The sequence below is a fragment of the Mesorhizobium sp. WSM4808 genome, assembly GCF_055811675.1.
Map to the genome: position 1 here is coordinate 319,470 of NZ_JBVVQX010000004.1, position 13,704 is coordinate 333,173.

General features: G+C 63.1%; 12 protein-coding genes and 2 pseudogenes. 13 read left to right on the plus strand and 1 reads right to left on the minus strand.

Annotated elements, in window-relative coordinates; genetic code table 11:
* Position 1: 1 nt before the first annotated feature.
* The 6 genes from AC0L2U_RS09235 to trmB all read left to right on the plus strand — a co-directional run bounded on the left by AC0L2U_RS09235 (position 2) and on the right by trmB (position 6,034).
* On the plus strand, positions 2-1,132 hold the full coding sequence (locus AC0L2U_RS09235; protein ID WP_128363210.1) for a hemolysin family protein: 1,131 nt from the start codon (positions 2-4) through the stop codon (positions 1,130-1,132).
* Positions 1,133-1,148: 16 nt separating this feature from the next.
* Entirely contained in the window at positions 1,149-1,619 is a 471-nt protein-coding gene (locus tag AC0L2U_RS09240; RefSeq protein WP_292135422.1) for a VOC family protein, read from the plus strand.
* A 102-nt stretch (positions 1,620-1,721) separates the two neighbouring features.
* Positions 1,722-3,314 carry an apolipoprotein N-acyltransferase gene (gene lnt / locus AC0L2U_RS09245; RefSeq protein WP_473601771.1) on the plus strand — a complete coding sequence of 531 codons (1,593 nt, stop codon included), beginning with the start codon at positions 1,722-1,724 and terminating at the stop codon, positions 3,312-3,314.
* A gap of 140 nt (positions 3,315-3,454) precedes the next feature.
* On the plus strand, positions 3,455-3,874 hold the full coding sequence (locus tag AC0L2U_RS09250) for a helix-turn-helix domain-containing protein (protein WP_013527901.1): 420 nt from the start codon (positions 3,455-3,457) through the stop codon (positions 3,872-3,874).
* Between the two features lie 169 nt (positions 3,875-4,043).
* The gene (gene metK / locus AC0L2U_RS09255) at positions 4,044-5,309 is read left to right on the plus strand and encodes a methionine adenosyltransferase (RefSeq protein WP_127266944.1); all 1,266 of its coding nucleotides are present in this window, start codon (positions 4,044-4,046) and stop codon (positions 5,307-5,309) included.
* 23 nt (positions 5,310-5,332) lie between these two features.
* A complete protein-coding gene (gene trmB, locus AC0L2U_RS09260; protein WP_292135435.1) occupies positions 5,333-6,034 on the plus strand; it encodes a tRNA (guanine(46)-N(7))-methyltransferase TrmB in 702 nt (233 codons plus the stop codon).
* A gap of 66 nt (positions 6,035-6,100) precedes the next feature.
* Here the strand turns inward: trmB and AC0L2U_RS09265 are convergent, their stop codons facing one another.
* Complete coding sequence (locus tag AC0L2U_RS09265) at positions 6,101-6,268, minus strand: hypothetical protein (RefSeq protein ID WP_127381317.1); 168 nt, start codon at positions 6,266-6,268, stop codon at positions 6,101-6,103.
* A 297-nt stretch (positions 6,269-6,565) separates the two neighbouring features.
* Here AC0L2U_RS09265 and rimP point away from each other — a divergent pair, with 297 nt between their 5' ends.
* From rimP to truB (AC0L2U_RS09300), 7 genes and pseudogenes are all read left to right on the plus strand, one after another.
* On the plus strand, positions 6,566-7,210 hold the full coding sequence (rimP, locus tag AC0L2U_RS09270) for a ribosome maturation factor RimP (RefSeq protein WP_127270712.1): 645 nt from the start codon (positions 6,566-6,568) through the stop codon (positions 7,208-7,210).
* Between the two features lie 49 nt (positions 7,211-7,259).
* Positions 7,260-8,855 (plus strand): transcription termination factor NusA, encoded by a 1,596-nt coding sequence (gene nusA, locus AC0L2U_RS09275; RefSeq protein WP_013527896.1) that lies wholly within the window; start codon positions 7,260-7,262, stop codon positions 8,853-8,855.
* Between the two features lie 38 nt (positions 8,856-8,893).
* Complete coding sequence (locus AC0L2U_RS09280; RefSeq protein WP_473601772.1) at positions 8,894-9,544, plus strand: RNA-binding protein; 651 nt, start codon at positions 8,894-8,896, stop codon at positions 9,542-9,544.
* Entirely contained in the window at positions 9,541-12,111 is a 2,571-nt protein-coding gene (infB, locus tag AC0L2U_RS09285; RefSeq protein ID WP_127294040.1) for a translation initiation factor IF-2, read from the plus strand. Before AC0L2U_RS09280 ends, infB begins: the two co-directional genes overlap by 4 nt.
* Before the next feature lie 125 nt (positions 12,112-12,236).
* Positions 12,237-12,677, plus strand: coding sequence for a 30S ribosome-binding factor RbfA (gene rbfA / locus AC0L2U_RS09290; RefSeq protein WP_292564426.1), 441 nt, complete (start codon positions 12,237-12,239; stop codon positions 12,675-12,677).
* Positions 12,677-13,346, plus strand: a pseudogene (gene truB, locus AC0L2U_RS09295) (tRNA pseudouridine(55) synthase TruB); the annotation flags it as partial. The gene rbfA and the pseudogene truB (AC0L2U_RS09295), both read left to right, overlap by 1 nt.
* 101 nt (positions 13,347-13,447) lie before the next feature.
* A pseudogene (gene truB / locus AC0L2U_RS09300) lies at positions 13,448-13,687 on the plus strand (tRNA pseudouridine(55) synthase TruB); the annotation flags it as partial.
* Between the last annotated feature and the right edge of the window lie 17 nt (positions 13,688-13,704).

The window sequence follows — 13,704 nt, forward strand, 5'->3', positions numbered from 1 at the left end:
GATGAACGACAAACCAGAAACTGCCGCCCGCCCCGACGCCGGCAGTGCGACCAAGGCTTCCGATACGTCGGAAGAGGGATCAAGTCCGAGTACCGTTACCTCTGGTGCTAACAGTACCTCTGGCGCTAGCGGTACCTCTGCTGCTGCCGGTGCTGGCAGCGTTGCCAGCGAGACGTTGCCTGCCGGTCCCTCCCTGTTCGACCGCGTTCTGGGCCTCTTTCGGCAACGCAACGGAACCAGCCTGCGTGAGGAAATTGCCGGCGCGCTTGCCGAGACGACGAGCGATGCCGGCGCCTTCTCGCCCGGCGAACGCGCCATGCTCAACAACATCCTGCGGCTGCGCGAAGTGCGCGTCGAGGACGTCATGGTACCGCGCGCCGACATTCAGGGGGTCGAAATCACGACGACGCTCGGCGATCTCCTGGGCACTTTCGAACAATCCGGCCATTCCCGCATGCCGGTCTATTCCGAGACGCTCGATGATCCGCGCGGCATGGTCCATATCCGTGACGTGCTGGCCCACATCACCAAGATCGCGCGCGTCAAGAAGGGCCGCACGACCAGGAAAACCCCCGCTGCCACGGTTCTCGATCTTGCCCAGGTCGACCTCGCACGCACCATTGGCGACCTCAATCTGATCCGCCCGGTGCTGTTCGTGCCGCCGTCGATGCTTGCCTCCGACCTGATGGGCCGCATGCAGACGACGCGCACCCAGATGGCGCTGGTCATCGACGAATATGGCGGCACCGACGGCCTCGCCTCGCTGGAAGACATCGTCGAGATGGTGGTCGGCGACATCGAGGACGAGCATGACGACGACGAGCCGATGATCACCCAGAGCGGCGACGGCGTGTTCATCGTCGACGGCAAGGCCGAGATCGACGACGTCGCCAAGATGATCGGCGGGGATTTCGCCGCCGGTGAACATGGCGAATATGTCGACACGATCGGCGGCATGATTTTCAACACGCTTGGCCGTGTTCCGGCCCGCGGCGAGGTGGTGCAGGCCATACCCGGCTTCGAATTCCACGTCCTCGATGCTGATCCGCGCCGCGTCAAGCGCGTGCGCATCGTGCAGAGCCAGAAGGGCGAGCGCCGCCGGCGCGCCACCGCGCGCACCGAACAGGCGTGAGCCTCACGCTCGCCCGATGACTGTCGACGACCCGTTCAAGCATCCAAGTCTGGGGTCCGGTGTCTTCTACAAGGACCCTCGTGCCGCGCTGGACTGGCTTGAAGCAGCATTTGGCTTCGAGCGCAGCATGGTGGTCAGCGATGCCGAGGGAAAACTCGTCCATGCAGAGATGCGATTCGGCGACAGCTACATCATCGTCGATTCCGAATGGAGCGATTATGTCGCCAGCCCGGCTTCGGTCTCGGGCAGGAACACGCAGTCGATCTATGTCAGGCTGAAGGGCGGCCTGGATGCGCATTGCGAGCAGGCGCGGGCGACCGACGCTGAGATAATCCAGGAGCCGACGGATCAGTTCTACGGCGAGCGCCAGTATCGTGCCCGCGACCCCGAGGGCCATGTCTGGACCTTCACGCAGACCATCCGTTCGGTTCCGCGCGAGGAGGCCGAGCGGCTGGGCGGCGTTCAAATCGAGGGTTGGCACCGGTAGGGCAGGGCCGGAGCTGTGCATCTCAGCCAGCCATCCGCCCGTTTGGAGCGCGGAGCGCAGCCTGTTAAATCTTGTGTCCTGATTCGCGACTCGGAAGTATGCATGGAGCGCCTCACCGGCCGGATAATTCTGCTTTGGGGTTGGCGGCGTGCGCTCGTGGCGTTTCTCGCGGGCGCTTTTGCCGTGCTTGGGCAGGCGCCTTACGATTTCTTCGCCGCCTGTTTCGTCTCGTTTCCGCTGCTGGTCTGGCTGCTCGACGGCGCCACCGGCGAAGCTTCCGGCAGCCTGTTCCGGCGTCTGCGGCCGGCTTTTGCCGTCGGTTGGTGGTTCGGTTTCGGCTATTTCCTCGCCGGCCTCTGGTGGATCGGCTCGGCGCTGCTGGTCGAGGCCGACAGTTTTGCCTGGGCGCTCCCCTTCGCGGTGGTCGGCATTCCTTTCATGCTCGCCTTTTTCTACGGCTTTGCTGCAATCGTAGCCCGGCTGCTGTGGAGCAACGACATTGGCCGCATCGCCGCCCTTGCCTTCGGCTTCGGGTTGGCGGAATGGCTGCGCGATTTCCTGTTCACCGGTTTTCCCTGGAATGCCGTCGGCTACGCGGCCATGCCCGTGCCGCTGCTGATGCAGAGCGTCTCGGTGACGGGCATGATCGGCATGAACGCGCTCGCCGTGTTCGTCTTCGCACTGCCGGCCCTGCTGGCGGCACGTGGGCACCTGCGCCTCGGCGCGGCACTGTTTGTCATGCTCGCCGCCGCCCATGTCGGCTTCGGCTATGTCAGGCTTGGCGCTCCCGAACCGCCAGCTTCACGCAGCCTGGATGTCCGCATCGTTCAGCCGGCCGTGGACCTGTCGGAAAAATGGGATGCCTCGGTGCGCGACCGCATCTTCGCGGTCCTGATGGGGCTCTCGGCCAAGGCGCCGGACCCAGGCCATCAAAAGCCGCAGCTGATCCTGTGGCCCGAAACCTCGGTGCCTTTCCTCTTCACCGAGCGTCCGGACGCATTGACGGCGCTGGGAGACATGCTCGGATCCGGCCAGATGCTGATTGCCGGCGTCGTTCGCGAGGAAGGCGGTTCGGCCGCGAATGCCGACAGCCGTTACTACAACTCCGTGGTGGCGATCGACGACAAGGGTGAAATCGCTGACGCCGTCGACAAGGTTCACCTGGTGCCGTTCGGCGAATACCTGCCTTTCGCCGATCTGCTCCAGCGTTTCGGCATCGAGCAACTGGTTGCCGGGCCGATGAGTTTCGCGGCCGGCAATGAGCGGCACGCCATCACGCTGCCCGATGGCATCCGTGCGCTGCCATTTATCTGTTATGAGGTGATCTTTCCCGATCTTGTGGCAGTTGACGCTGCGTCAGCGCAGCTTATTGTGAACGTTACCAACGATGCGTGGTTCGGCGACACGCCGGGTCCGTATCAGCATTTCAGGCAGGCCCAGATCCGCGCGGTGGAAAATGGATTGCCATTGGTACGTGCTGCCAACAACGGCATCTCGGCCGTCGTCGATCCGCGCGGGCGCATCGTCGATGCGCTTGCGATCGACGCACGCGGCGCCATCGATGCCCACATACCGATTTCCGGACAGGCGCTCATATCTCCCGGCCAACGGCGCATTAACGGAATGCTGATCATGTTGCTGTTTGCCGTTGGGGCAGCGCTGTTGAACGTAAGGCAAAGGCTACGGGTGAATTGACAGCCAACACATTAGAAACTCATACTGTAAGTGCCTGAAAATTTCTCGAAGCCGGTGGATCGTTCTGTTGGGGCAGTTGCCTCCGGCTTTGTTTGGGCAAGAAAAAATAGAGAAAGCCGAAAAAATTCGGCGAGGAAAAAATGACAGAAGACAACAAGAAGAAACCGAATCCGATCGACATCCATGTTGGCAGTCGCATCCGGCTTCGCCGCAACATGCTGGGAATGAGCCAGGAAAAGCTGGGAGAAAACCTCGGCATCACATTTCAACAGATTCAGAAATATGAAAAAGGCACCAACCGCGTCGGCGCCAGCCGATTGCAGGCGATAGCGTCCATACTCGGCGTGCCGGTCGCCTTCTTTTTCGAGGATGCGCCCGGCCAGGAGCCCGTGGCGGGCCGTGGATTTGCCGAGGACGCGTCGATGGCTTTCGCTGTCGAATTCTGCGGCAGCCCTGAAGGCCTTCAGCTCAACCGGGCCTTTGTCAAGATCGCTGATGCCAAGGTGCGCCGCAGGATTATAGACCTGGTCAAGTCCCTCTCCGCCGACGATCCCGACTGATCCTCAACCACGCCAGCACCGGCGGCGTCTTGCCGCTGGTGGCACAAGATAACTGCATCGACATTCATGCCAGAGCCGAAGCACCGCTTGACGAGCGGCGCTTCGCCCCGCTAACACGTGGCGCGCCAAAATCGGCAGCCTGCCGATCGTTTTTCAAGAGGGGACACCCGTGACGCGGCAGAACTACTTCTTTACCTCGGAATCCGTTGCCGAGGGCCATCCCGACAAAGTCTGTGACCGGATTTCCGACGAGATCGTCGATCTGGTGTATCGCGAAGCCAAGAAGACCGGCATGGACCCGTGGAAAGTCCGTGTCGCCTGCGAGACGCTGGCCACCACCAACCGTGTCGTCATCGCCGGCGAAGTGCGTGTTCCCGACACGCTGCTCAAGAGGGACAAGGCGGGCAATATTCTCAAGGATGCCGCTGGGCATTCGGTCGTCAATCCGGCCAAGTTCAAGTCGGTCGCCCGCAAGGCGATCCGCGAAATCGGCTACGAGCAGGCCGGCTTTCACTGGAAAACCGCGAAGATCGAGGTTCTGCTGCACGGCCAGTCGCCTGACATCGGCCAGGGCGTCGACAATGCCTCCGACCGTCAGGGCGAAGAGGGTGCCGGCGACCAGGGCATCATGTTCGGCTACGCCTGCCGCGAGACGCCGGATCTGATGCCGGCGCCGATCTACTACAGCCACAAGATACTCGAATTGCTGGCGGCCGCCCGCCACGAGGGCAGCGGTGAAGCCGGCAGGCTCGGACCGGATGCCAAGAGCCAGGTCACCGTTCGCTATGTCGACGGCAAGGCCGCCGAGGCGACGCAGATCGTGCTGTCCACGCAGCATCTCGATGCGAGCTGGGATTCGAAGAAGGTCCGCAAGGTCGTCGAACCCTATATCCGGGAGGCGCTGGGCGAGCTGAAGATCGCCGACAACTGCATGTGGTACATCAATCCGACCGGCAAGTTCGTCATCGGCGGGCCGGACGGCGACGCCGGGCTGACCGGCCGCAAGATCATCGTCGACACCTATGGCGGTGCCGCACCCCATGGCGGCGGTGCCTTCTCCGGCAAGGACACCACCAAGGTGGATCGTTCGGCGGCCTATGCGGCGCGCTACCTGGCCAAGAACGTCGTGGCGGCGAAACTCGCCGACCGCTGCACCATCCAGCTTTCCTACGCCATCGGCGTTGCTCAGCCGCTGTCGGTCTATGTCGACTTGCACGGTACCGGCAAGGTCGACGAGGCAAAGCTCGAGGACGCGCTGCGCACGGTGATGGATCTGTCGCCGTCGGGTATCCGCCGTCACCTCGATCTCAACAAACCGATCTACGCCAAGACGTCGTCCTACGGCCATTTCGGCCGCAAGGCCGGCCGTGATGGGTCTTTCTCCTGGGAAAAGACCGATCTCGCCAAGGCGCTCAAGGACGCGGTCGCCGCCTGACAGCGGCGCCGCAAAGTCCCACCATGGATCCGAAGGACAGACCAAGCCGCGCGGCCGAAGCCTTTTTCGGTCGCCGGCGCGGCAAAACCATGCGTCCGCAGCAGGCGGCCGCACTGGAAAGCGGCTTCGGTACATATCGGCTCGATCTGACGGCTGAACCGCCGACCGAGCTCAGCGCTCTGTTTGAGACGGATGTCAGCGCGGTTCGCCTCGAGATTGGCTTCGGCGGTGGCGAGCATCTCCTGCATCGTGCGATCGAGGCGCCTTCGATCGGCTTTATCGGCGTCGAGCCCTTCGTCAACGGCATGGCCAAGATGATGATGGCGGTGCGCGAGAAACCACTCGCCAATCTGCGGGTCTATGACGACGACGCCACAAGGCTGCTCGACTGGCTGCCGCAAGCCTCGCTCGACGGCATCGATCTGCTCTATCCCGACCCTTGGCCGAAGAAGAAACACTGGAAGCGGCGCTTCGTCAGCCCGGTCAATCTCGAGCGGTTCGCGCGTGTGCTGAAGCCTGGTTCAAAATTCCGCTTCGCGTCCGACATCGACACCTATGTCAACTGGACCCTGCTGCATTGCCGCGCGCATGGCGCGTTCGCATGGCAGGCTTGCGAGGCGGCGGACTGGCACCTTTCCTATGAAGGTTGGCCGGGCACCCGTTACGAGGCCAAGGCCATTCGTGAGGGCCGGCGGCCGGCCTATCTGACCTTCATTCGGAAATAAGCTCGCGGTCTTAGAGAAATTCCAGGAAAAGTGTGAAACGGTTTTCCGTCCGGAATTGCGTCAGAGCTAGAAGCGGCGGCCGATGCGATCGAAGGCGGCAGGCTCGACGCCGAGATTGCGCAGGTCGTTGGCGCGTGGCCTGCGGCCGGCTTCCACGGCCCGCGAAGCGGCCACGGCGCTGCCGAATACGGTGAAGAAGTCGCCTATTGCAGAAAATATCTTGCGATTGCTCATGATCATGTCCTTTCGCGCACGTATGGCGCACGGCCACATTTGTGCAGCGCAACATAAATAGGTGCGTTTCAGCGCCAATCCCATGGGTATCGCCGCATAGGCGCCATGCGCCCCATGCAACGCTGGCGCGGGCCGCCTCGATGGCGGCGTTGCCCGACCAGCACAGGGCTTGAAACACAGGCCGTCATCGTCTATATCAGCCTCAAATTCTTGGTCGGTATGACGAAGAGTGGGTCCACCCGGTCCCGCTCTTTTTTATTACCTGCCGATAACTTGGTAGAGAACGACAGGGCTTCAATGACTGCAACGGCAAGCGAGGGCGACGATCGCATCATCCGCGAAAGCGGCATCGATGCGCGCATCGCGCTGATCGTCCAGCCGGTTCTGCGCGGCATCGGCTTCCGCCTCGTGCGGGTGCATCTGTCGGGCCAGAACGGGCTGACGCTGCAGATCATGGCCGAACGCGAGGACGGCACCATGACCGTCGAAGATTGCGAAGAGGTCAGCCGCGCTGTGTCGCCGGCGCTCGACGTCGATGATCCGATCGAAAAGGCCTATCACCTCGAAGTCTCGTCGCCCGGCATCGACCGGCCACTGGTCCGTAAATCGGATTTCACGACCTGGACGGGTCATCTGGTGAAGATGGAAACATCGATGGTCGTCGCCGACCGCAAGCGCTTCAAGGGTAAGATCGCCGAAGCCGGCGAAGACGATGTGCTGATCGAGCGCGACAAGGCAGCCTATGGCGAGGAGCCGACGGTGCGTGTCCCCTACGATGCGATTGCCGACGTGCGCCTGATCCTGACCGACGATCTCATCCGCGATGCCCTGTCGAAGGACAACAGGGCGCGCAAGGAAGCCAAGAAGCGCCGCGGCGAACCGGACGACGACGAGTCGGGTGCGGAAGCGGACGCCACGGAAGACCACGAACAGGAACTATGATTGAGCTGCCGGGCGCAAAGGCCCGGCAAACAAGCTCCGGAGAAAAACGATGGTTGTAAGCGCCAACAGACTTGAATTGCTGCAGATCGCCGACGCGGTCGCGCGTGAAAAGTCGATCGACAAGTCGATCGTCATCGCCGCCATGGCCGATGCGATCCAGAAGGCGGCGCGCTCGCGTTACGGTCAGGAGACCAACATCCGCGCCGACATCAACCCGAACACCGGTGAGATGAAGCTGCAGCGGCTGATGGAAGTGGTCGAGAAGGTCGATGACTACGCCACGCAGATCGCCATTTCCTCGGCTCGCGAGCGCAATCCCGACGCCCAGCTCGGCGACTTCATCGCCGAACAGCTGCCGCCCATGGATTTCGGCCGCATCGCTGCCCAGTCGGCCAAGCAGGTCATCGTGCAGAAGGTCCGCGAGGCCGAACGCGACCGCCAGTATGACGAGTACAAGGACCGCATCGGCGAGATCGTCAACGGTACCGTCAAGCGCGTCGAATACGGCAACGTCATCGTCGATCTCGGCCGTGGCGAAGCGATCATCCGTCGCGATGAGCTGATCCCGCGCGAGAACTACAAATATGGCGACCGCGTCCGCGCCTATGTCTACGATGTGCGCCGCGAGCAGCGCGGCCCGCAGATATTCCTGTCGCGTACCCACCCGCAGTTCATGGCCAAGCTGTTCACCATGGAAGTGCCGGAAATCTATGACGGCATCATCGAGATAAAATCGGTCGCCCGCGACCCAGGTTCGCGCGCCAAGATCGCCGTCATCTCGCGCGACAGCTCGATCGATCCGGTCGGCGCCTGCGTCGGCATGCGCGGCAGCCGCGTCCAGGCCGTCGTCGGCGAATTGCAGGGCGAGAAGATCGACATCATTCCGTGGTCGCCTTCGGCGGCGTCCTTCATCGTCAACGCGCTGCAGCCGGCGGAAGTCGCCAAAGTCGTGCTCGACGAGGATGCCGAACGCATCGAAGTCGTGGTTCCCGACGACCAGCTGTCGCTGGCCATCGGCCGCCGCGGCCAGAACGTGCGTCTGGCTTCGCAGCTGACCGGTTGGGATATCGACATCCTCACCGAGGCCGAAGAATCCGAGCGTCGCCAGAAGGAATTCGTAGAGCGTTCGTCGCTGTTCATGGAAGCCCTCGACGTCGACGAGATGGTCGGCCAGGTGCTGGCCTCCGAAGGCTTCACCAGCGTCGAGGAAGTCGCGTATGTCGATTCCGGCGAGATCGCCTCGATCGACGGTTTCGACGAGGACACCGCTTCGGAAATCCAGACCCGCGCCCGCGAATATCTGGAGAAGATCGAGGCCGAGCACGATGACAAGCGCAAGGCGCTCGGTGTTTCGGACGAGTTGCGCGAAATTCCCGGCGTCACCACCGCCATGATGGTGACGCTTGGCGAGGACGGCGTGAAGACGATCGAGGATTTCGCCGGCTATGCCGCCGACGACCTGACCGGCTGGAAGGAACGCAAGGACGGCGAGACAAAGGTCTATCCGGGCGTGCTGGCCAATCATGGCGTGACCCGCGCGGACGCCGAACAGATGGTTCTGGCCGCCCGCCTCAAGGCCGGCTGGATCACCGAAGACGAGCTTGCAGCCGAAGAAGTCTCGGCTGACGAAGCCGTTGGTGCGTGAGGTGAAACCGCATCGCACCGAACCCGCCCCTGGACGAGATGAACGATCGCACCTGCATCGTTACGCGCAAACAAGCCGAACCGGATGAACTGATCCGGTTCGTCGTCGGCCCGGATTCGGCCGTCGTTCCCGACATCAAGAGAAATCTGCCCGGCCGCGGTTGCTGGGTGAGCGCCGACCGCCTACATATCGACAAGGCTGCGGCGAAGAACCTCTTTGCCCGCGCCTTCAAGGCACAGGTGGTCGTGCCGCCCGATCTTGGCGGCATGATCGACGGGCTGCTTTCCAGGCACGCTCTGGGCATGCTTGGTCTTGCCCGTAAGGCAGGCGCAATTTCGCTTGGTGCTACCAAGGTCGAAAGTGCTGTTCGCGGCGGATTGGCGCTTTTCGTGCTCCACGCGACCGAGGCGTCCGATGACGGCGTGCGCAAGATCAGCCAGGCGCGGCGGGCGACAGTCCATCTCGGCGGGCCCGCTATCCTTGCCTACAAACTTTTCTCCGAGGCCGAGTTGAGCTTGGCATTGGGGGGTACAAATGTGATACATGCTGCCGTTCTCGCGGGAGACGCGGGCAGGGCGGTCCAGAAGCGCATGGTTGCGCTCGACCGGTATCGGGGCGGTTCCCCGGACGATCTGGCAATGCTTGCGGCTGTTGCTGACGAAGATGATGCCGCAGAGGATATGGAATGAGCGATACGAAATCGGGTGACGACAATACGCTGAGTGTGACGCCGAAGAAGACCTTGACGCTGAAGCGCCCCGGTATGGAACAGGGCACTGTGCGCCAGAACTTCTCGCACGGCCGCACCAAGCAGGTCGTCGTCGAAACCAAGAAGCGCAAGTTCTCGATGCCCGGCGACAAGCCGGAGCCTGTTGCCGCCCCGGTCTTCACACCGAAGCCGGCGGTCGTGGCCGCACCCGTCGTCGTGCCGGAAGCACCGAAGGCGCCACCACCGCCGCCGGCCCCGGTCGAACGCAGCGGCATGGTGCTGAACGAACTGTCGCGCAGTGAAATGGAAGCGCGCCGCAGGGCGCTCGAGGGCTCGAAGGTTCGCGAGGTCGAGGACCGCCAGCGCGCCGCCGAGGATGCCAAGCGTCGCGCTGAGGACGAAGAGCGCCGCAAGCGCGAACGCGATGAATCCGCACGCCGCCAGGCCGAGGAAGAGGCGCGGTTGCAGACCGAGGCCGAATCCCGCCGTCGGGCTGAGGAAGAGGCCCGTCGACGCGCGCCATTGGCTGCCGAACTGGCAACGGTCGATGACGAGGAAGTGGCCAAGCCGAAGCGTGTTGGTGCCGGCGCACCGGTGCGCCGTCCGGTCACGCCCGAAGTGGCGCGTCCGGCCAAGCCGACCAAGGCCGAGGAAGACCGCCGCCGCGGCAAGCTGACGCTGAATTCAGCATTGTCCGACGAAGACGCGCGAGCCCGTTCGCTGTCGTCGATGCGTCGCCGCCAGGAAAAATTCAAGCGCGCGATGCACAATGAGCCGCGCGAGAAAGTCATGCGCGAAGTGATCCTGCCAGAGACCATCACCATCCAGGAACTGGCGCAACGCATGTCCGAGCGCGCGGTCGACCTGGTCAAGTTCTTCATGAAGCAGGGCCAGATCCTGAAGCCGGGCGACGTCATCGACGCCGACACGGCCGAGCTGGTTGCTACCGAATTCGGCCACACGGTCCGCCGCGTCGCCGAGTCCGACATCGAGGAAGGCCTGTTCAACATCGCCGACAATGCCGAGGACCTGGTTTCGCGTCCGCCGGTCGTGACGATCATGGGTCACGTCGATCATGGCAAGACCTCGCTGCTCGACGCGATCCGCAACGCCAATGTCGTCTCCGGCGAAGCCGGCGGCATCACCCAGCATATCGGCGCCTACCAGGTCGAGAAGAACGGTCACAAGATCACCTTCATCGACACGCCCGGCCACGCCGCCTTCACGGCGATGCGTGCTCGTGGCGCCCAGGCGACCGACATTGCCATCCTGGTGGTTGCCGCCGACGACAGCGTCATGCCGCAGACGATCGAATCGATCAGCCATGCCAAGGCGGCCGGCGTTCCGATCATCGTAGCGATCAACAAGATCGACAAGCATGATGCCGATCCGCAGAAAGTGCGCTCCGAACTGCTGCGCCACGAGGTTTTCGTCGAATCCATGGGCGGTGAAGTTCTGGACGTCGAAGTGTCGGCGACCAAGGGCACCAACCTCGACAAGCTGCTCGAGGCGATCCTGCTGCAGGCCGAAATTCTCGACCTGAAGGCCAATCCGGATCGTACCGCCGAAGGCGTCGTCATTGAAGCCCAGCTCGACAAGGGCCGTGGCCCCGTCGCCACCGTGCTGGTGCAGACCGGCACGCTGATGCCGGGCGACATCCTCGTTGCCGGCAACGAATGGGGCCGGGTGCGTGCGCTGGTCAACGATCGTGGTGTGCAGATCAAGGAAGCGCCGCCGGCGATGCCGGTGGAAGTGCTTGGCTTGCAGGGCACACCGCAGGCCGGCGACCGCTTCGCCGTGGTCAACAACGAGGCCCGTGCCCGCGAGATCACCGAATACCGCCAGCGGCTGGCGCGCGAGAAGGCGGTTGCCAAGCATGCCGGCCAGCGCGGTTCGCTCGAGCAGATGATGTCGCAATTGCAGACAAGCGGGCTGAAGGAATTTCCGCTGGTCATCAAGGGCGACGTGCAGGGCTCGATCGAGGCGATCAACGCCGCACTCGACAAACTCGGCACCGACGAAGTGCGTGCGCGCATCGTCCATGCCGGCGCCGGCGCCATCACCGAAAGCGACGTGTCGCTGGCGGAGACTTCGGGTGCCGCGATCATCGGCTTCAACGTCCGCGCCAACGTCCAGGCGCGTGCCGCCGCAGCGGCGGCTGGCATCGAGATCCGCTACTACTCGATCATCTACAACCTCGTGGATGACGTGAAGGCGGCTCTGTCGGGCCTGCTGTCGCCGGAGCGTCGCGAGACCTTCATCGGCAACGCGCAGATCCTCGAGATCTTCGACATCACCAAGGTCGGCAAGATCGCCGGCTGCCGTGTCACCGAAGGCAAGGTCGAGCGTGGCGCGGGTGTGCGCCTGATCCGTGACAACGTCGTCATCCACGAAGGGACGCTGAAGACCCTGAAGCGCTTCAAGGACGAAGTTTCGGAAGTCCCCGGCGGCCAGGAGTGCGGCATGGCCTTCCAGAACTACGAAGACATGCGCGTCGGCGACGTCATCGAGTGCTTCCGCGTCGAGATGGTGACCCGGACACTCTGAGTTCGAGTGACTTGTCCATACCGGGCGGTGGCCGAAAGGCCGCCGCCCGAGGTCTATTGAGAACGACCCATATGAGACATGCGGCACGGTCCCATCCCGCGCCTCACGCTTCAGGATAGAGAAAAATGCCCCGTCCAACCACATCCAGCCCATCCCAGCGCATGCTGCGCGTCGCCGAACAGGTGCGCCATGCGCTGTCCGAAACCCTGCAGCGCGGCGAGATCATCGATCCGCTGATCGAGAACACCGTGGTGTCGGTCTCGGAAGTGCGCATGTCGCCCGATTTGAAGGTCGCTACCGCTTTCGTTTCGCCACTCGGCGCCAAGGATACCGATGCGGTGGTCGAGGCGCTGAACAAGCATGCGAAATTCATCCGTGGCCGTGTCTCCGGCGCGCTGCGGCAGATGAAATTCATGCCGGAGTTTCGCTTCAAGCTCGACACCTCCTTCGACAATTTCGCCAGGATCAACGACCTCTTGAAATCGCCGGAAGTGGCGCGCGATCTGGATCCTGAGGACCAGCAAAACGCGGACCAGGACAAAGACGACAACAAGGACACCGAATAGTGGCGCGCCGCGGCAAGAAGAAGGGCCGGCCGATCTCGGGCTGGCTGATCCTGGACAAGCCGGTCGGCATGGGCTCGACCGAAGCCGTCTCCAAGATCAAATGGCTGTTCCAGGCCGAAAAGGCCGGCCATGCCGGCACGCTCGACCCGCTGGCGTCCGGCATGCTGCCGATCGCGCTTGGCGAGGCCACCAAGACCGTTCCCTACGTGCAGGACGGCGCCAAGATCTATCGCTTCACCGTCGCATGGGGGCAGGAGCGCTCCACCGATGACCTCGAAGGTCCGGTGACGAAGGAGTCCGATCTGCGTCCGTCGGAAGCCGAGGTGCTCGCCCTGCTGCCGAAATACACCGGCGTCATCATGCAGACGCCGCCGCAATTCTCGGCCATCAAGATCGCCGGCGAGCGCGCCTATGATCTGGCCCGCGACGGTGCGACGGTCGACATACCCGCGCGAGAGATCGAGATCGGCCGTCTGGACGTTGTCGAGCATGGCGCCGACCACACTGTTTTCGAGGTCGAATGCGGCAAGGGCACCTATGTGCGCTCGCTGGCCCGCGACATGGGCCGCGACATGGGCTGTTTCGGCCATATCAGCGAATTGCGCCGGGTCGAGGTCGAACCGTTCACCTCGGAGGACTTCGTTACCATCGCCGAGTTGGAAGCTGCCCGTTTCGGCGTGGTGGAGGGAAACGCGGACGCGACTGATATCGCCGACGCTACGGTAGCCGCCGACACGGCAGAGGCTGCCGACAAGGTGGAAGTGCCAATCGACTTCGATGCCATCGATGCGCTCCTGGTCGACACATCGGCTGCCCTCGATTGCCTGCCGCAGATCGCCATCAGCGACGATGCGGCGACCAAGATCCGCCTTGGCAACCCAGTCATCATCCGCGGCCGCGATGCACCGGTGGAAGCCGAGGAAGCCTGCGCCACGGCGCGCGGCAAGCTGGTCGCCATCGGTGCCATCGAGCAAGGCATGTTCAAGCCCAAGCGGGTCTTTGCCGGGTGACGGCTCTCGTCTAACTT